The sequence below is a fragment of the Ruegeria sp. D3 genome (assembly GCF_056534465.1).
Window position 1 is genome coordinate 53,053 of record NZ_JBQFPK010000005.1, and the last position, 17,851, is coordinate 70,903.

A 17,851-nucleotide genomic window follows, 5' to 3' on the forward strand; every position below is an offset into this window, starting at 1 on the left:
CGCCAGGATCGAAGTCGTGGACAAGGCCCCCTGACGCCTCGTCAGCGCGCAAGCCTTGGGCGGGTGCGTTCCAGCTCGGCCGAGATCGGAATGTACTCTTGATCATCGCCGGGCGGCAGGTGGAACGCCCCGTTCGCCCAATCTGCCGTTTTCCATTCCCGTGTCGCGACCTCGATCTTTTCTTTCGAGGACGACACGAAGTTCCACCAGATGTAACGATCCTCGTTCAGCGTTGCGCCCCCCAGCAGCATCAGGCGCGCCCCTGTCGGGCCGGCCTTCACAGACAACCGGTCGCCGGGGCGGAACACCATCATGCGGCCCGCATCAAATGTATCGCCTGCGATCTCGACCGCGCCTTGGGTGACATAGACCCCTCGGTCCTCATGATCATCTGGCAAGGGAAAGGACACGCCCGGATCTAGCTGCACATCCAGATAAAACGTTTCGGACAGCATCGTCACAGGGCTGGTCTCTCCATAGGCCGAACCCAGAATCAAGCGGGCGGACACGCCGTGATCCTGGATATGGGGCAGCGCGCCTTGCTTGTGATGTTCAAAATCCGGCGCCATATCCTCGTGTTGTTCAGGCAAGGCGATCCAGGTCTGGATGCCGAACAGGCTGTGACGTGTACCGCGAGTCTGGTCGCTTGTCCGCTCGGAATGGGTCACGCCGCGCCCGGCCACCATCCAGTTGACCTCACCGGGATAGATCATCTGATGGGTGCCCAGACTGTCGCGATGTTCAAATTCTCCCTGATACAGATAGGTCACAGTGCCCAACCCGATATGAGGGTGCGGGCGCACATCGATGCCGCCATCGGTTATGAATTCAGCCGGGCCCATCTGATCGAAGAAAATGAACGGCCCCACAAGCTGCCGCTGAACCGAGGGCAAAGCCCGGCGCACCTCGAACCCGCCCAGATCACGCGCGCGAGGAATGATCAACGTCTCAAGAGAGGTGTTTTCGGACATGCATTCGGGGCTGTGGGTCGGGTTCCAACTCATTGCTATGCTCCTGCGATCTGAGTTTAGTGCATTTTTGCAATGTACGGCACATTGATTGGCAATAATATCATCATATACGCACACCACCAGTGCGCCGGCCCCCACCCCAGTTGATGAGATCAGCTAGCCTGACGAGGCCACAACTGCGGAAAAAACGGCCCCGCGATGCGATCACCCTCGCGATATCCTGCAGCCTCGAACTTTGCGCGTTCGCCTTTGGCCCAGTCCCCACGATACCGGATCACCCCGTCCGGTGCCGTCATTCGCAAAGTAAACCGCCGAACCGTCTGGGTTGGTGTGACCGAGGACAGCCCACCATGCAGAGTTCGCATGTCAAAAAAGATACAATCCCCAAGCGCCATATCCCATTGCAACAGTTCAAAAGCATCTGGGTCCGCGTTTACGTCGGGCGGTGGATGATATGTACGTCCGGCAACTTCGGTCGGTTCATAACTTGGGTGGCCGTCAGCAAAACGAACGCGCATGAACAGTTTGTCCCATAAATGCGAGCCTTTGACGAAGGCAATACCGTTTTCCTTGGTGACGGGTTCAAGCGGCAGCCACAAAACGCACATTGTCCCTTCGAAATCGAAATAGGACAAATCCTGATGAAACGGTGGGCGCGAGGTGGATCCCGCCTCTCGCAGGAACCAGTTGTCCATGACCAGATTGATCGCTTCGGCGTCCAAAAGCTGTGCAGCAAGCGACGCACAGGGCGAGTTATGGACGAAATCCCGGAATTGAGGAATCTTGTTCCAAGCCCAGTAATCCTCGAAATACGCGGGCGCACGCAGGTCTTTGGTATGACGGGCAAAATTGTCGGTCGGGTTGGCCAGATCGGCATCGATCCCGGCGCGCAAAAGATCAAGCCAATTGGTCGAGAACTTGGATCTAAGAACAACTGCCCCATCGCGCTGAAAAGCGGCAATTTCGTCTGAGGTGATGCGATCTGTTTGGGTCATGTGGCGGGCCTCATGGGCAACAACGTCCTGTAGGTCAGGATTGCAGCCGACTGGCCATCCGTCAAAGGAATTCACAATTCGCAAACAGCCCTCGGAATGGATGGCAAGCGTGCTATCTATTACATGGTTGCTGGCTTCAGGAGGTCTCCATGACCCGTTCATCACTCAACCGTCGCTCTCTGATCGCGGGCGGAGGGGCCGTGTTGGCCTCGGGTCTGTTTGTGCCTGCTCGGGCAAAGGGCTTGGCGGCAACACCCTCCATGAGGGGCGGGTCCAACAACTATCGCGCGGGCGCGCCGATCGTTGAACGGATCGGAGGCGGCGGGTTCTGGATGACCGGAACTGTACGCCGCGCCGGCAATGGCGCGCCCCTGCCCGGTCAGCGCATCCAGATCTGGGCCCACACAACCGAAGGCCATGAACGCGACCCTCAAAGCCACGGGGCCACGTTGACAGATGCTAACGGAGAGTTTCGGCTGGAGATGCCGCAGATTGTGCCTGCATTTGGCCAACCGCATGGCCATCTTGCCTATGACAGCGGCGAATTCAAAACGGTGTTCCTGCGCCCGGTGATGTCCAGTGCGAGGGACAAAACACTTGCCGCACATTTCGTACTTCAACCTGCCTGATACATGCGTCAGATCACGGCGATTTGGGCGGTTCTGATCGCCGTCGTTTTGATCCCGGTCATTGCCGCTGGGTTCAGCCCATACCTCGCGTGGCGGGATCCGGTCTATATCGCGGCGGGTTTTGCGGGTGTCGCCTGCCTGAGCCTTTTATTGTTGCAGCCACTATTGGCCGCAAAAGACTTGCCCGGTCTTACGCCTGTTTTCGGCCGCCATCTGCATCGCTGGGTTGGGTTGGCATTGGTGGGCGCGATTGTGATCCACGTCGGAGGATTATGGATCACCAGCCCGCCGGACGTCGTCGATGCCCTCACCTTCACGTCGCCTACGCCATTCTCGGCTTGGGGCGTGATCGCGATGTGGACGGCGTTCGCGGCCGCTGCGTTGGGGATATTGCGTCAGCGCACAGCCCTTCGATTTCGAGTCTGGCGATTGACACACACCACGCTGGCATCAGTAACTATCGCAGGCAGCATCATCCACGCGCTACTGATCGAAGGCACGATGGAGATCATGAGCAAGATCATACTCTGCGTTTTGATCTTACTGACGAGCGCGCGAACGCTCGTCAGATTACGCGTCTGGGATGTTTCCAGACGTTAAACGCCCAGACACCAGCGCATGACTGCCTTTTGCGCGTGCAGGCGATTCTCGGCCTCGTCGAAAATCACCGAATTCGGACCGTCCATGACCTCGGACGTGGCTTCTTCCTCACGATGGGCAGGCAGGCAGTGCATGAAAAGTGCATCGGCCTTGGCATGGGACATCAGTTCGGGATTGACTTGATAGGGGCGTAGCAGATTGTGGCGACGCTCTTTGGCAGATTGGCTGTCATGCATCGAGACCCAAGTGTCAGCGACCACCAGATCGGCCCCCTCAACCGCTTTGAACGGATCACGTTCCACAACGATCCGCGCCCCCTTCTGACGGGCAAATCCCATAAATTCTTCCTCGGGATCGAACTGCGCAGGGCCAGTGAAGGTCAGGTTGAAGCCGAATTGACCCGCCGCGTGCAGGAACGATGCGCAGACGTTATTGCCGTCGCCGGTCCAGACCACTTTTTTACCCGCGATGGGGCCACGGTGTTCCTCAAACGTCAGGACGTCGGCCATGATCTGGCAGGGGTGGGTACGATCGGTCAGGCCGTTGATAACGGGCACGTCCGAATATTCGGCCATTTCGGTCAGGATCGTCTCGTCAAATGTACGGATCATGATCATGTCCACATAGCGCGACAGCACGCGGGCGGTGTCGGCGATCGTTTCGCCATGGCCCAGCTGCATATCCTTTCCGGACAGCACCATTGTCTGCCCGCCCATCTGGCGCACGCCCACATCAAAAGACACACGTGTTCGGGTCGAGGGTTTTTCAAAGATCAGCGCGACCATACGGTCTTTGAGCGGTTGTTCATCATCCAGCGCCGCTTTGGGCTGCCCAAGGCGCGCCTGTTTCATTGCGCTGGCCTGATCAATCATGCCACGCAGCGCGGCGGCGTCGGTTTTGTGGATATCAAGGAAGTGGTTCATATCATGTCACTTTTTATTCAAGTATCTCTCAGGCCGAGGCCATGTTTGCAGCAACCTGCGCGGCCGCTTTTTCCAGACGGATCACGGCCTGCGCGATGTCGTCCTCGGTCAGGGTCAGCGGTGGCAACAGGCGGATCACGTTGTCGGCGGCAGGCACGGTGATAACTTCGTTGTCATAACCTGCGTTCACCACGTCGATATTGGTGGGCTTACACTTCAGACCCAACATCAGGCCGGCGCCACGCACCTCTTCGAATACATCAGGATGATCGGCGATCAGACCTTCCAGCTTTTGCCGCAGCAGGCCCGCCTTGCGGTTCACACCCTCAAGAAATGCAGGCGTCGATACTTGGTCAATCACCGCGCACCCCACGGCGCAGCCCAGTGGGTTGCCGCCATAGGTCGACCCATGCGTGCCCGCAGTCATGCCATTGGCCGCATCCTCGGTAGCCAGAACGGCACCCAAGGGGAAGCCTCCGCCAATGCCTTTGGCGACCATCATGACATCCGGCGTCACACCTGCCCATTCATGGGCGAACAGCTTGCCGGTGCGGCCAACACCGCATTGCACTTCGTCAAAGATCAGCAACAGGCCGTTGTCGTTGCAAATCTGGCGCAGGGCTTTTAGTTCTGCATCTGGCACGGGGCGAATACCGCCCTCACCCTGCACCGGCTCGATCATGATCGCAGCAGTTTGGGCGGTGATTGCGTTGGTCACACCGTCGAGATCGCCGAACGTGACATGTACGAAACCGGGCAGCAGAGGGCCAAAGCCCTTGGTCATCTTCTCGGACCCGGCCGCTGCGATCCCGGCCGAAGACCGACCGTGGAACGAGCCGTCAAAGGTGATGATCTCGACCCGCTCGGGCTGGCCTTTGTCGTAGAAATGCTTGCGCGCCATTTTTACGGCCAACTCGCACGATTCCGTCCCGGAATTGGTGAAGAACACCGTATCGGCAAAGGTATGTTCAACCAGCTTGTCGGCCAGCGCTTGCTGTTGCGGGATGTGATAAAGGTTCGAAACATGCCACAGCGCGTGCGCCTGTTCCGTCAGCGCGTTGACCAGTGCCGGATGCGCGTGCCCCAGCGCGTTCACCGCGATCCCGGCGCCTAAGTCCAGAAAACGTCGGCCATCCGCCTCGGTCAGCCAAGCGCCTTCACCCTTCACAAAGGTCAGGGGCGCGCGGTTATAGGTCGGCAGAACGGACGGGATCATCGGATCATCCTTTTCGATATGTTAAGCCCCGTGAGTGATACACGAAGGCCCTTGTCGTCAACTGATTTGGTGAGGTTTGCGCGGATTTACAGCGCAATAGATCAAACTGGCCGGTTACGCAGCGATGCGTCGGCGTCGGAGTAGCAGAATATGCGCGTTTTTGATCATGCCCGTCGTATAACGGCGCGCGCGCGGTCAGGGAACCCCAAAATTGCGCACGGCTCAAAATGCGATTGTTGTGTGAAATTGACACTTGTCATTTGACCAAGAGTGCCCCACCGCTTGAGCATGACACCTGCGCGCCACAACCCGCCCCTTGCGGCACTTCTGATCCTTGCCGCCAGTGCGCTGTTGGCAGGAACAACCCTCCTGGCCAAAGCCCTTGGAACCGACGAGCTTGGCCCGCCCCTGCACCCGATGCAGATCAGCCACGGCCGCTTTCTGTTCGCATTTCTGGTGATCGCCTGCACAGTTGGCGTTTTGCGTCCGCGCCTCAGTCGTCCACATTGGGGTCTACATATCGGGCGCACCAGCTTTGGGTGGGTCGGCATCACGCTGATGTTTGCTTCCGTTGCGTATATACCAATCTCGGATGCCACGGCGATCTCGTTCCTGAACCCGGTTTTTGCGATGATCCTGGCCATACCACTCCTAAAAGAGAGCATTGGCCCGTGGCGCTGGCTCGCCGCCGCCGTCGCTCTGGCCGGGGCTCTCGTTCTGCTGCGCCCTACGCCCGACAGCTTTCAACCTGCGGCCTTGTTGGCGCTGGCAGCTGCTGCATCAATCGGGATGGAACTAATTTTCATTAAAAAACTTGCGGGTCGCGAGGTGCCATTGCAGATCCTGCTGATCAACAACGCGATGGGACTAACGATCGCCTCAGTCGCAGTCAGTTTCGTTTTCCGAACGCCTACATCAGAACAATGGGCAGCATTGGCGGGAATCGGCGTGTTGATGGCCTGCGCGCAAGCGTGCTTCGTCAATGGCATGGCACGCGCCGATGCGTCGTTTGTGGCGCCGATCAGCTATACCACCTTGGTGTTCGCTGCGCTTTACGATTTTACCGTGTTTCGGGTAGTGCCGGATTATATCAGCCTGACCGGCTCTGCCATCATCCTGTCCGGTGGACTGGTGCTGGTCTGGCGCGAGGCGCGTACCACCCCCCCGATCACCTCAAGGAAAGATCTAAACCGCTGATATCCGTGGCGCGCGGGCAGAGCCAATGCGCGACCTTAGGTGGGTGGACCGGGTCAATTGCATTGACAACAAACTGGCCAATCTGTGCATCCGGGAAATTGTTTCTTACGTCTGAAAGAGCAACTTCGCGGTATTGATCAGTCAATACCTCAACAATTTTCAGGACTTGAGCGACAGTAATCGCACCATCTTTTCCAACGGCCAGATCCGGGAAAAGGAATGCCAGCTCTTCCAAAGCGTCAGGACCCAGCATCTTTAGCGCTTCGCTTCCGGTGTACAGCGACTCGGTGTAGGCGTGTTCAGCAATGACGATCGAATGCTCTTCCAGGACAAAATGAAAGTATTGGACTTCAGTGCAGTCCGCCTGAACGTCGATATCGGGCAGGTGAGTTAGCTTTTTGGCAGGAACCAGCGCCTCCGCGTCGCCCAAAACCCGTTGAGCCACCTTGGATCGCAGCATCAACCGGTGCTGTGGTGACACTTTCAGATCATGATTGGGCATCCCCTGCCCCAGAGCGCCCTGGCGGATCAGAACCGGACGCATGTTCGGATTGGCCAAAAGATCAAACCGGTCCAGGGTTCTAGAGCCAATCCACCGGATCGGTTTTGCTTCACCTTCCAACGTCGAAACAAGATCACCGACCCGCAAGTCTTCGACGTTTACATCACCGCGCGGTGTTTTGATCCGCGTGCCGGCGGCAAAACAGACCATAAGCGAAATATTATCGAGGATGCTGCCAAGGCTGTTGTCATCCCCCCCTTCGGTAAATCGCAAAGTATAGTCGCCTTCGGCGCCAAAATCGAAATTGAACTCTACCCGCGTGAATGACCCGTCAGAAGTCGGCGTCACGGTCTGCGTAAAAATGACGTTGTTATTGGAATCGAGAACTTCGACCAACACAGGATCATCAAAAGGGCCACCGCTGCCGGTTTGACGAGCTGCGATATCAAAGCTCAGTGTTGCGGATTTGTTGTCACCAGTGACTGTAAAGGTTTGTTCCGCGACAGAGGTTTCGTTTCGGTTCCCATCCAGTTCCAGAACCAAGTTCGTCGTATCGCCTGTGTTTAGAAACAGGTTTTCGCGGCCAATCTCAATTTCCGTGCCTGTCCATGACCCATAGGATCCGAAAATCTGGAAATTGCTGGCATTCGAAATACCGGGGCTTTCAAAGTCGCCCCCAACAATCAATTCCTGCATGTTCAGCCTTTCAGACCGCGCCTTGTTATCTGCAACGACCGCCTAACACACAAGCCGTTAACATTTAACCAAATTTTCTCACTTTAAAGATTTTCCGCTTCTACGATTTCAATCTGTAGCCTGTCCGCAGCATTGTCCACGCCGAACCGCCAATCACGAGCGTAGCCACACCGCAGATCACCACCCCTACCCATACTGGGCTGTCAGAAACCCCGATCATTCCAAAGCGCAATCCGTCGATCAGGTAGAAAATCGGGTTTGCATGGCTGAGGACATTAAGCACTGGTGGCAATGCCTGAACCGAGTAAAACGTGCCTGACAGGAAGGCCAAAGGCGTCACGATGAAGTTGGTAATCGCGGCCATCTGGTCGAACTTGTTGGCAAAAATCCCAGCCAATAAGCCCAAAGCACCCATCAATGCTCCACCGAAGACAACAAATACCAGCGCGATCAGAGGATATTTCGGCACGATTCCCAACACCAAAGCCAGCGCAACGGCCACGATCGATGCGATAAGCACCCCGCGCACGATGGCTCCGGCCAGATAGCCCAGAAGGATTTCCAACGGTGACAGAGGCGGCATGAGGGTGTCAACGATGTTGCCCTGTACTTTAGCAACCATCATCGAAGAGGAAGTATTGGCAAACGCGTTCTGGATCACCGTCATCATCATGATCCCTGGCGCCAGAAAAGTTAAAAACGGTACCCCCATCACTGCTGATCGACTGGGGCCGATGGCAATATTGAAGATCAGCAAAAACAATCCGGCAGTGACCAACGGGGCAAGTAAAGTCTGGGTCCAAACGGACATGAACCTCAGGGTCTCACGTCTGGACAGCGTGTAAAGACCCATCCAGTTGACCCTGCCAAAGCGACGTTCGGTGTGTTCTGCGGGAATCTGCATGCTCTGCCTCTGACCTGATTCGAAGACCGCTTGTAACTCGGGCGGCAGTGATTAAAATAGGGGGCTGAGACGATTTCCCAAGGCGGCCCGAATCCGGGGCCGCTTTCCGCTTTTGAAAGGCAAATGATGTCCTGGACTGACGAGCGTGTAGAGCTGCTTAAAAAGATGTGGGGCGAGGGCCAGTCGGCCAGCCAGATCGCCAAGGAACTGGGCGGTGTGACCCGCAATGCGGTTATTGGCAAGGTCCACCGTCTGGGTCTGTCGAACCGCGCCACCGGAGCCACCCCCGCCAAGGCCGAGCCCAAGGAAAAACCCGCCCCCGCAGCCCCCAAGGCCGAGGCCAAGCCGAAACCTGCACCAAAGACCGAACCCGCGCGCCCCGCGCCTGTCCCGGCGGCCGAGGCGAAGCCCGCCGTGCCCGCCCGCCGCCAGATCATCCCGGCCGGTCAGCCGCTTCCGCCGCAGCCCTCGGCCAACGAAATCAGCCCCGAGGCGCTGGCCAAGGTCAACGAGGTCGAGAAAAAGGCCAAGAAGCTAACGCTGATGGAACTAACCGAGAAAACCTGCAAATGGCCCGTCGGCGACCCCGCGACCGAGGATTTCTGGTTCTGCGGCCTGCCGGTTGAAGCCGGCAAACCCTATTGCGAGGCGCATGTGGGCGTGGCGTTCCAGCCCATGAGTTCACGCCGCGACCGGCGGCGGTGATTGGGAACGACAGAACCCAATTCTGTATTGTGGGATGTGGAAAGGCTTTAGCCGTTTCTCAGACCCTCTTATCGGCATTTTTGCAAAATCACGGACTCTTTCGAGGAAGACACCCTCGCAGAAAGCTGCGAGGGTGTTTCAAGTCAAGGCGTCGGACGTGCATGACGTAACTGCCGTTACCAAGTTGGGCAAACACGTGAAACTGACCTGTCTGAGGACAGGTCAAGAACGACACCTGGGGATTAGATCAGCGACTTCCAGAAAACGACTTTGTCATCCCCCGCCGCCCAGAAATCCCTGATACGAGCTTCCTCGCTGTAGCCGTTTTTGCGATAGAACGCGCGTGTCTTTGCGAACTCGTCTGAACCTGAAGTGTCGGCTATCAAAATGCGTTGTCCACGCTTCTTGAGTTCGACTTCTAGATGCTTAACGATGGCGCCGCCAAAACCTTTACCCTGCTCGGTTGGCAGAATTGCGATGGCGAGCATGTTCCATGCACCTTCGGCAAGTTCCTCGGAGACAGCATAGCAAAACCCAACAGCCTTACTGTTTTTTTTCACATGTCAGCCAAATCTCGAGGCTTTGACCGTCGGATAGAAATCCATCCACCATGTCAGGGAGCATTTCACTGGGGAACAGCTCTGTGCCGTTAAGCACCTCCTGCAAGGCACCGATATCGTTTTGCTTTGTTAGTCGAATTTTCATTGATTTTCCGTCTTTCTTCGTGCCGTCAATCAAGCAAATACGCGTGATGTGACGGGCGCAAAGCTCATGCATCGGTGATGTTAGTTTGAGCGTTCACGAGCCATGCGAAAATGAAAGCCTAACACTTTCGTGCAGGCTCTATTTGGCTTGGTCGTCCTGCATTCAGGACTTAGCGGTTTCCCGCAATCGTAAACATGAAATCTCCACTGCCCAGCTTCCGTGCTAAGCGCATAGTGAGGATATCAGTACAGTAGCTTTCGAGCAAGGCGAAGTAAGATTGGGATAAACCCCGACATTTAGGTTCCGGTAATCCTGGAGGCACTGGCCCACCTTCAACCTCTCACTGCGCCGGATGTGACGGCAAATCCGGAATCGGCACCCACCCCGGCAGATCATCCGGCGAGACCGAGACATGCAGTCGCTCGGACCGGTCGCGCCCCACTTTTCGGTACTTACGCAACAGGAAAATCTTGCCCCAGCCGCGCCATGTGCCCACCGACCGCGCCGATGTATCGGTCGGGAACCGCTCGCGCCACCCGTCAGGTAGAGGCAGACCGTGCATCTCGGCCTTGTCCAGCATCCAGATCAGGGAAATGTTGCTGAGCGGACGGGCCTCTTCGAACCCGTTCAACTGGCCGCCGACGTCCCCGTGCGTACCGCGGAACCAGACCTGCTCTACATGACCTTTGAAATCGGGGGTACATTTCCACAAAACCGGTTCGAACACCTCGCGGGTCTCATCCAGCGCCATGGCGTGATAGCCGTGTCGCGTGGCGGGGCCGAGCTGATGGTTGTGGAAGGAATGGCGTTCTTCAGCCCAGCGCCACAGCAGCGGCAGGCGCAGGCCCAGCGCTTTAACCGTGTCCCAGACACCAACCATTTCTATCGCCACATCCTCGTGGCAGAAGGCTTGCCGGAATTCAGCCGCCGCTTTGCCGTTGGCGTTGCATTCATAGTGGCGATAGGCCTGTTTGATGTTCCGCTCGGTCGCGTGTTCGGCCTTGAGCAACCCGATCAAATCGATCACCCCGGCAAGGCTGCGCACGCCGTATGCCCCGCGCGAATAGCCGATGAAGTAAATCCTGTCGCCGGGTTTGTAGCGCGATGCCAGATAGCCATAAGCACGCCTGATCTGGCGGTTGATCCCCCGCCCCATCATCACGTCCAGCGAGGACTTCCAGCTTTCCCACTGCACCCCGGATTCGTAAAAGACAGAAACCTTGCTGCCCATTTCACAACACAGGCGCAAGGTCTGGCCCGCGTGGGTCTCATATCCCGGTTCCAGCGTCGACATGGTCCCGTCGAGGATAATCACATGGCTGATCGGTTCACGGTGGCGCGACTCGGCTGAGTGTTCGGACCGCAGAGGCCGTCCGAGCCATCCCAGTACCTTTCTACTCAGCCGCGACAGATCCATGCGTCAGCAACTCCCATACTCTTTGAGGTGTGAAAGGCATATCCGCCTGTCGCACCCCGTGATCCCAGAGCGCATCCTGAACCGCATTTGCCACTGCGGCCAGCGCGCCCACGGTGCCTGCCTCACCGCATCCCTTCATACCCATCGGGTTTGAAGTTGACGGAACCGGCGCCGAGGTAAACTTAATCATGGGTATCTCGGCGGCGCGCGGCAAGGCATAGTCCATCAACGAAGCCGTGAGCAGTTGCCCCTGCGCATCATGCACAACACGCTCGGTCAGCGCCTGTCCGATCCCCTGGACCACACCGCCATGTACTTGCCCTTCGGCCAGCATCGGGTTGATAAGGTTACCAAAATCATCGACCACTGTATAGCGGTCGACCCAGGTTTCTCCGGTGTACGAATCAATGACGATTTCGGCAACATGTGCGCCATTGGGATAGCTGCGCGCATCCAGGTTGGCGCGCGCGTGATGTTGCAGCAGATCAGTACGGCCATCGGCGCGGGCCATATCCGCGGCCTCGGTCAGGGTAGGCGTCAGGTTCGACCCCGACGCGCGAAAGGTTTCGTGATCGAAGGTCACATCGCTCTCCTCCACACCCATCTTATCGGCCAGATAGGGCGTGAATGCGGCGATCATGACGTCGATTGTCGCCAATGTGGCCGTGCTTTGCACCGTAACGGACCGAGACCCACCAGTACCGCCACCATGAGGAAGTTGATCGCTGTCGCCCTGCACCACATTAATCCGGTCCGCCGGAATCCCGGTCTGATCTGACAGGAAATGGGCATAAACCGTCTCATGCCCCTGCCCGTTCGATTGGGTGCCGACATAGAGGTTCACGGTGCCACCCTCGCAGAACTCCACTTTCGCGTTTTCGGAAGGATCACCCAAAATACTTTCGATATAGTAACACAGCCCCTGCCCCCGGATCAGGCCGCGTTCGGCATCGGCGGCTTTGCGGGCAGCAAACCCCTCAGTCTGTTCGCCCGCGCGGGACAGGATCATATTGAAGTCGCCCACATCGTAGGTCTCGCCCGTGGCAGAAGTGTAGGGAAACGCCTCGGGGCGGATGAAATTCTTGCGGCGCAGCTCCCACGGGTCCACGCCCAATTCGCGCGCGGCGCGGTCCATGACGCGCTCCAGCACATAAATCGCCTCGGGGCGGCCCGCACCGCGATAGGCATCGACCTGTGTGGTGTTGGTAAAGAACCCTTCAACCCGCAGATAGGTCGTCTGGACGTTGTAAACGCCCATCAAAACCTTGCTAAACAGGCTTGTCTGAATCGCCTGCCCGAAATGGCTGTTATAGGCCCCCAGATTGATCTTGCTGTGAACGCTATAGGCCGTGATCCGGTGATCGGCATCAAACGCCAGTTCGGCCAGCGAGGTCAGGTCGCGGCCATGATGGTCAGACAGCATCGCCTCGGACCGGTCGGAAATCCAGTGCACGGGTTTTCCCAGCTTCTTCGCCGCAACGGCCGTGCAGAAATATTCCGGGTAGGGCATCACCTTCATACCAAAGCCGCCACCCACATCCGGAGTGGTGACGCGGATGTCTTCAGGCTCGACCCGCAGCTTTTGCGCCAGTTGAGCGCGCATGGCCCAAACCCCCTGTCCGCCATAGGCAAAATGCAGGCGACCATCGACCCAGTTGGCCTGACAGCCGCGCGGCTCGATCGAGGCAATGATGACCCGATTATCCACCACATTGAGCGATACAGTATGCGCCGCAGCCTGAAACGCGGCCTTGGTCGCGGCCTCGTTGCCCAGACCCCAGTCAAAGGCGCGATTATCCGGCGCTTCGGGGTGCAAGGTCTCTCCACCCGCGTCCACGTCCAGCTTGGCGGGGCGTTCGTCAATCTCGACCAAGACCAGTTCGGCGGCGTCACGGGCCTGGGCTTGATTGTCAGCAATGACCACCGCGATCGGTTCGCCAACAAAGCGCACGCGGTCGGTCGACAGCATGTGACGCGCAGGCGCTGCTGCGGGCGAGCCGTCCCGGTTCTTGACCGTCGTCGCGTTGATCACGGTGTCAATCCCGGCCTCTTTCAGATCCTCCAGCGTCATCACCAGCCGAACCCCATCAGCTGCGCGCGCCGCGTCCAGATCAAGCGCCGTGATCACTCCGTTTGCCACCTGCGAGCGGACAAACACGGCGTGCAGGGCGCCATCTGGCACGACATCGTCCATGTAGTGCCCCTGCCCGGTCAGAAACCTCTGATCCTCGGTCCGTTTGACGGGCTGGCTTCTGCCGAATTTTTCCATGGGGCGACCCTCCTGCGCGGTTCCGAAGGCGACCCTAGCCCGCGTGTGGGCGATGTCCAGAAAAAGACAGGGGTTTGGACTTTAAGTTCTGCGGGATTCCGATAGCCTCAGACCCCATGACCTGGACACATGATACCGTTTTCCCTTTCTCTGCCGCGATGACGAGCGGCAAGACCGCAACCCATGACGTTTATGCCGGGGGCGAAGGCCCACCCATCCTGATCCTGCAGGAATTGCCCGGGATTGGGCCGGAAACGCTGGATCTGGCCAAACGCCTGAACGGGGCGGGGTTTCGTGTCTACCTGCCGCATATGTTCGGAACCTATGGCAAAGTCACAATGGGCCGCAACATGGCTCGCTTGTTTTGCGTCCGGCGCGAGTTCAACATGTTCCTCAAAGGTCGCCAAAGCCCCATCGCAGGCTGGATGCGGTCGCTGGCGGCCGAAATCAAGTCCCGCGACAACGCAGCAGGCGTGGGTGTCATCGGTATGTGCCTGACCGGAAGCTTTGCCCTGACCCTGATGGCCGAGGATGCGGTTGTGGGCGGCGTTGCCAGTCAGCCCGCCCTGCCGATCTTTGGCGGCGATGAACTGCACATGAGCCCCGATGACATCGCACAAGCCCGCGGGGACATGGCTGCCAAAGGCCCTGGGCTTGCGATGCGTTATGCGGATGACAAGCTGGCCCCGAAACGTCTGATGTGTGCTCTGCAAGACGCCTTTGGTGACGACCTTGAAACGCAGGAATATGAGGGCAAGGATCACTCTCTGCTGACGCTGGATTTCCACGAACCGGCCTATCAGAGGGTGCAGGACTACTTCCACGCCCGTTTTGCACAGGCCGGATAGCACACGCACCCTTCCCCTTCCCGCCTCCATTCGCTATTGCAATCGCTGACCCGAGATTGATGACGCAGGACGCACCCCATGGCGATGGAAAAGACATTCAACGCGGCCGAGGCCGAGGCCCGCATCTACGAGGCCTGGGAACAGGCCGGAGCCTTCAAGGCAGGCGCGAACCGCTCGCGCGACGAAAGCTTTACCATCATGATCCCGCCGCCCAATGTGACGGGCGCGCTGCATGTGGGTCATGCGTTCAACAACACGCTGCAGGATATCCTGACCCGCTGGCACCGGATGCGCGGCTTCGACACGCTGTGGCAGCCCGGACAGGACCACGCCGGTATCGCCACCCAGATGCAGGTGGAAAAGATGCTGGCTGCTACCCAGCAACCCGGTCGCCGCGAACTGGAACGCGAGGCGTTTCTGGACAAGGTCTGGGAATGGAAAGGCGAATATGGCGGCACTATTATTGAACAGCTAAAACGGCTGGGGTCCAGCTGCGACTGGTCGCGCAACGCCTTCACCATGGCGGGCGCACCGCGTGATCCGCGTACCGGCCACGAAAATTCTGCGAATTTTCACGACGCGGTCATCAAGGTTTTCGTCGATATGTACGAAAAGGGCCTGATCTATCGCGGCAAGCGGTTGGTCAACTGGGACCCGCATTTCGAGACTGCGATCTCGGATTTGGAAGTCGAGAATATCGAAACGCCCGGCCACATGTGGCACTTCAAATACCCGCTGGCCGGGGGCGAGACCTATACCTATGTCGAAAAGGACGAGGACGGGGACGTCGTGCTTGAGGAAGAGCGCGACTATATCTCGATCGCCACGACCCGCCCCGAAACCATGCTAGGAGACGGCGCGGTTGCGGTTCATCCGTCGGATGAGCGTTACGCCCCAATCGTTGGGAAACTCTGCGAAATCCCGGTTGGCCCGAAAGAGCATCGCCGCCAGATTCCGATCATCACCGATGACTATCCCGATCCCGATTTCGGCTCGGGCGCGGTGAAGATCACCGGCGCGCATGACTTCAACGACAACATGGTCGCCAAGCGCGGCGGCATTCCGATGTACCGCCTGATGGACACCAAAGGCGCGATGCGGGCCGATGGCGCGCCTTATGCCGATGAGGCCGACAAGGCACAGGAATACGCGCGTGGTCGCGAATTCACCGAGAACGAGATCGACGCGATCAACCTGATTCCCGATCACCTGCGCGGCCTCGACCGGTTCGAAGCGCGCGCGAAAGTCGTCGAAGAGATCACTGCTGACGGCCTGGCCGTGATGACCCGCGCAGATGACCCTCGTCTGGGTGTGAAGCTGGGCGAGGATGACGACCCGTCGGCGCTGGTGCCGCTGGTCGAGAGCAAACCGATCATGCAGCCCTTCGGCGATCGTTCGAAGGTGGTGATTGAGCCGATGTTCACCGACCAATGGTTTGTGGATGCCGAAAAGGTCGTCGGCCCTGCGCTGGATGCAGTCAAGAACGGTACGGTCAAGATCATCCCGGAGTCGGGCGAGAAGACCTATTACCACTGGCTGGAAAACATCGAGCCCTGGTGCATCTCGCGTCAGCTGTGGTGGGGGCATCAGATTCCGGTTTGGTATGGGCTCGATCTGTCGGCCGAGAACTTCAAGGATGACGAAAACGACGGCAACCTTGATCTGGTCGAATTGGGCCGTTTGCTGAACGAAGGCGGCATGCTGCATCGTGGCAATGTCATGGAATGTGCCGCAAGCCTTGAGGCCGTCACTGAAAAATTCCTCGACGATAACGCTGACATTCCTAGCCCTTTGAGCCACGCGACGGTCATCGAAGTCGCAGACAAGCATGAAGCGATCCATCAGTTCGCTGAAAGCCTTGCCCATTACGCGGTCGAACAAGACCCGACCAAGCTGGTCTATCCGGTGTGGCGCGACCCCGACGTCCTCGACACGTGGTTCTCCTCCGGCCTCTGGCCCATCGGGACACTGGGTTGGCCCGAGCAGACCGAAGAACTGGAACGCTACTTCCCTACGGACGTTCTGATCACCGGCGCGGATATCCTGTTCTTCTGGGTCGCCCGGATGATGATGATGCAACTGGCCGTGGTGAACGAAATCCCGTTTCACACCGTCTACCTGCACTCGCTCGTCCGCGACGAGAAGGGCAAAAAGATGTCCAAGACCACCGGCAACGTCATCGACCCGCTAGAGATCGTGGACGAATTCGGCGCCGACGCGCTGCGCTTCACCAACGCCTCGATGGCAGCCATCGGAGGCGTGCTGAAACTATCCCGCGACCGCATCACCGGCTATCGCAACTTCGGCACCAAGCTGTGGAACGCCGTCCGCTTTGCCGAGATGAACGAGGTCTTCACCGACGCCGTCCCGCAACTGGACGTGGCCGACCTGAAACCCAAAGCCGCCGTGAACCGCTGGATCATCGGCGAAACCGCCCGCGTGCGGGCCGAGGTTGACGCGGCACTGGAAAGCTACCGCTTCAACGACGCCGCGAACGGGCTTTATGCTTTTGTCTGGGGCAAGGTCTGCGACTGGTATGTGGAGCTGTCGAAACCTCTGCTGCAAGGCGACGATGCCGAGGCTCAGGCCGAGACCCGCGCCACCATGCGCTGGGTGCTGGATCAGTGCATGGTCCTGCTGCACCCGATCATGCCCTTCATCACCGAGGAACTCTGGGGACTGACTGGCAACCGCGCGAAAATGGTCGTCCACGCCGACTGGCCGACGTATGGCACCGAACTGGTCGATGCCGATGCGGATCGTGAGATGAACTGGGTGATCTCGGTCATCGAAAACACCCGCTCGGCCCGTGCGCAGATGCGGGTTCCGGCGGGGCTTTATGTGCCGATGCTGGTGACAGAGATCGACGCCCATGGCCAAGCCGCATGGGACCGCAACGAGGCACTGATCAAGCGTCTGGCCCGCATCGACAGCCTGAACAAGGCAGATGAGTTGCCCAAAGGCACCATCTCAATCGCCGCCCCCGGCGCGTCGTTCGGTCTGCCGCTGGCCGATATCATCGACATCGGGGCTGAAAAGGAACGGTTGGAGAAAGCCAAAGACAAGCTGGCCAAGGAACTGGGCGGCCTGCGCGGGCGTCTGAACAACCCCAAATTCGTGGCCTCAGCCCCGGAAGAGGTGGTTGAGGAAGCCAAAGCCAACCTAGCCGCCCGCGAGGAAGAAGAGGCCAAACTAAACGAGGCGCTGGCCCGTCTGGCCGAGATCGCCTGATCTTCAGGCATATGCGCTAAAGCAGACCCCGCCCCTTTGGCGG

At 58.4% G+C, this 17,851-nt stretch carries 16 protein-coding genes; 6 read left to right on the top strand and 10 right to left on the bottom strand.

Translation table 11 applies throughout. The features are described from left to right. Positions 1-41: 41 nt before the first annotated feature. Both ACR0DX_RS09080 and ACR0DX_RS09085 read right to left on the bottom strand, forming a co-directional pair. Positions 42-1,004 (bottom strand): pirin family protein, encoded by a 963-nt coding sequence (locus ACR0DX_RS09080; protein WP_170354995.1) that lies wholly within the window; start codon positions 1,002-1,004, stop codon positions 42-44. 119 nt (positions 1,005-1,123) lie between these two features. Continuing rightward, positions 1,124-1,966: a phytanoyl-CoA dioxygenase family protein gene (locus tag ACR0DX_RS09085; RefSeq protein ID WP_480845880.1), complete on the bottom strand. Its 843-nt coding sequence runs from the start codon at positions 1,964-1,966 to the stop codon at positions 1,124-1,126. A 149-nt stretch (positions 1,967-2,115) separates the two neighbouring features. Between ACR0DX_RS09085 and ACR0DX_RS09090 the strand changes: the two genes are divergently transcribed. Both ACR0DX_RS09090 and ACR0DX_RS09095 read left to right on the top strand, forming a co-directional pair. Next, the gene (locus tag ACR0DX_RS09090) at positions 2,116-2,595 is read left to right on the top strand and encodes a peptidase associated/transthyretin-like domain-containing protein (protein ID WP_170354993.1); all 480 of its coding nucleotides are present in this window, start codon (positions 2,116-2,118) and stop codon (positions 2,593-2,595) included. 3 nt (positions 2,596-2,598) lie between these two features. After that, entirely contained in the window at positions 2,599-3,195 is a 597-nt protein-coding gene (locus ACR0DX_RS09095) for a ferric reductase-like transmembrane domain-containing protein (RefSeq protein ID WP_170354992.1), read from the top strand. On the opposite strand, the gene argF is transcribed toward ACR0DX_RS09095, so the two are convergent. After that, the gene (argF, locus tag ACR0DX_RS09100; RefSeq protein WP_170354991.1) at positions 3,192-4,118 is read right to left on the bottom strand and encodes an ornithine carbamoyltransferase; all 927 of its coding nucleotides are present in this window, start codon (positions 4,116-4,118) and stop codon (positions 3,192-3,194) included. The genes ACR0DX_RS09095 and argF overlap by 4 nt on opposite strands. A gap of 28 nt (positions 4,119-4,146) precedes the next feature. After that, complete coding sequence (locus ACR0DX_RS09105) at positions 4,147-5,334, bottom strand: aspartate aminotransferase family protein (RefSeq protein WP_170354990.1); 1,188 nt, start codon at positions 5,332-5,334, stop codon at positions 4,147-4,149. Between the two features lie 288 nt (positions 5,335-5,622). Here ACR0DX_RS09105 and ACR0DX_RS09110 point away from each other — a divergent pair, with 288 nt between their 5' ends. Next, the gene (locus ACR0DX_RS09110; protein ID WP_170355070.1) at positions 5,623-6,531 is read left to right on the top strand and encodes a DMT family transporter; all 909 of its coding nucleotides are present in this window, start codon (positions 5,623-5,625) and stop codon (positions 6,529-6,531) included. On the opposite strand, the gene ACR0DX_RS09115 is transcribed toward ACR0DX_RS09110, so the two are convergent. Beyond that, the gene (locus ACR0DX_RS09115) at positions 6,503-7,729 is read right to left on the bottom strand and encodes a Hint domain-containing protein (protein ID WP_480845883.1); all 1,227 of its coding nucleotides are present in this window, start codon (positions 7,727-7,729) and stop codon (positions 6,503-6,505) included. The two genes, ACR0DX_RS09110 and ACR0DX_RS09115, sit on opposite strands and share 29 nt — an antisense overlap. A gap of 100 nt (positions 7,730-7,829) precedes the next feature. Next, positions 7,830-8,633 carry an ABC transporter permease gene (locus ACR0DX_RS09120; RefSeq protein ID WP_170354988.1) on the bottom strand — a complete coding sequence of 268 codons (804 nt, stop codon included), beginning with the start codon at positions 8,631-8,633 and terminating at the stop codon, positions 7,830-7,832. A 126-nt stretch (positions 8,634-8,759) separates the two neighbouring features. Between ACR0DX_RS09120 and ACR0DX_RS09125 the strand changes: the two genes are divergently transcribed. Next, positions 8,760-9,338, top strand: a complete 579-nt coding sequence (locus tag ACR0DX_RS09125) for a GcrA family cell cycle regulator (protein WP_480845886.1) — start codon at positions 8,760-8,762, stop codon at positions 9,336-9,338. A 242-nt stretch (positions 9,339-9,580) separates the two neighbouring features. Here ACR0DX_RS09125 and ACR0DX_RS09130 read toward each other — a convergent pair whose 3' ends face one another. The 4 genes from ACR0DX_RS09130 to ACR0DX_RS09145 form a co-directional block, all read right to left on the bottom strand. Further along, a complete protein-coding gene (locus tag ACR0DX_RS09130; RefSeq protein WP_480845888.1) occupies positions 9,581-9,898 on the bottom strand; it encodes a GNAT family N-acetyltransferase in 318 nt (105 codons plus the stop codon). Continuing rightward, entirely contained in the window at positions 9,882-10,115 is a 234-nt protein-coding gene (locus ACR0DX_RS09135) for a hypothetical protein (protein WP_480845890.1), read from the bottom strand. The genes ACR0DX_RS09130 and ACR0DX_RS09135 overlap by 17 nt, the downstream gene beginning before the upstream one ends. Before the next feature lie 268 nt (positions 10,116-10,383). Then, positions 10,384-11,460, bottom strand: coding sequence for a DUF2235 domain-containing protein (locus ACR0DX_RS09140; RefSeq protein ID WP_170354986.1), 1,077 nt, complete (start codon positions 11,458-11,460; stop codon positions 10,384-10,386). Next, a complete protein-coding gene (locus ACR0DX_RS09145) occupies positions 11,438-13,729 on the bottom strand; it encodes a xanthine dehydrogenase family protein molybdopterin-binding subunit (RefSeq protein ID WP_480845892.1) in 2,292 nt (763 codons plus the stop codon). Before ACR0DX_RS09145 ends, ACR0DX_RS09140 begins: the two co-directional genes overlap by 23 nt. Positions 13,730-13,845: 116 nt before the next feature. On the opposite strand from ACR0DX_RS09145, the gene ACR0DX_RS09150 reads away from it, so the two are divergent. Together ACR0DX_RS09150 and ACR0DX_RS09155 are read left to right on the top strand one after the other, a co-directional pair. Then, complete coding sequence (locus ACR0DX_RS09150) at positions 13,846-14,577, top strand: dienelactone hydrolase family protein (RefSeq protein ID WP_170354984.1); 732 nt, start codon at positions 13,846-13,848, stop codon at positions 14,575-14,577. A 78-nt stretch (positions 14,578-14,655) separates the two neighbouring features. Further along, on the top strand, positions 14,656-17,808 hold the full coding sequence (locus ACR0DX_RS09155; protein WP_480845895.1) for a valine--tRNA ligase: 3,153 nt from the start codon (positions 14,656-14,658) through the stop codon (positions 17,806-17,808). Positions 17,809-17,851 lie beyond the last annotated feature (43 nt).

Bases quoted from the DNA above. Each gene is read 5' to 3' on its own strand.
- ACR0DX_RS09155 (WP_480845895.1), top strand. From the start codon at position 14,656: ATGGCGATGGAAAAGACATTCAACGCGGCCGAGGCCGAGGCCCGCATC.
- ACR0DX_RS09135 (WP_480845890.1), bottom strand. From the start codon at position 10,115: ATGCATGAGCTTTGCGCCCGTCACATCACGCGTATTTGCTTGATTGAC.
- ACR0DX_RS09125 (WP_480845886.1), top strand. From the start codon at position 8,760: ATGTCCTGGACTGACGAGCGTGTAGAGCTGCTTAAAAAGATGTGGGGC.
- ACR0DX_RS09080 (WP_170354995.1), bottom strand. From the start codon at position 1,004: ATGAGTTGGAACCCGACCCACAGCCCCGAATGCATGTCCGAAAACACC.
- argF (WP_170354991.1), bottom strand. From the start codon at position 4,118: ATGAACCACTTCCTTGATATCCACAAAACCGACGCCGCCGCGCTGCGT.
- ACR0DX_RS09140 (WP_170354986.1), bottom strand. From the start codon at position 11,460: ATGGATCTGTCGCGGCTGAGTAGAAAGGTACTGGGATGGCTCGGACGG.
- ACR0DX_RS09110 (WP_170355070.1), top strand. From the start codon at position 5,623: ATGACACCTGCGCGCCACAACCCGCCCCTTGCGGCACTTCTGATCCTT.
- ACR0DX_RS09090 (WP_170354993.1), top strand. From the start codon at position 2,116: ATGACCCGTTCATCACTCAACCGTCGCTCTCTGATCGCGGGCGGAGGG.
- ACR0DX_RS09095 (WP_170354992.1), top strand. From the start codon at position 2,599: ATGCGTCAGATCACGGCGATTTGGGCGGTTCTGATCGCCGTCGTTTTG.
- ACR0DX_RS09150 (WP_170354984.1), top strand. From the start codon at position 13,846: ATGACCTGGACACATGATACCGTTTTCCCTTTCTCTGCCGCGATGACG.
- ACR0DX_RS09145 (WP_480845892.1), bottom strand. From the start codon at position 13,729: ATGGAAAAATTCGGCAGAAGCCAGCCCGTCAAACGGACCGAGGATCAG.
- ACR0DX_RS09120 (WP_170354988.1), bottom strand. From the start codon at position 8,633: ATGCAGATTCCCGCAGAACACACCGAACGTCGCTTTGGCAGGGTCAAC.
- ACR0DX_RS09115 (WP_480845883.1), bottom strand. From the start codon at position 7,729: ATGCAGGAATTGATTGTTGGGGGCGACTTTGAAAGCCCCGGTATTTCG.
- ACR0DX_RS09105 (WP_170354990.1), bottom strand. From the start codon at position 5,334: ATGATCCCGTCCGTTCTGCCGACCTATAACCGCGCGCCCCTGACCTTT.
- ACR0DX_RS09085 (WP_480845880.1), bottom strand. From the start codon at position 1,966: ATGACCCAAACAGATCGCATCACCTCAGACGAAATTGCCGCTTTTCAG.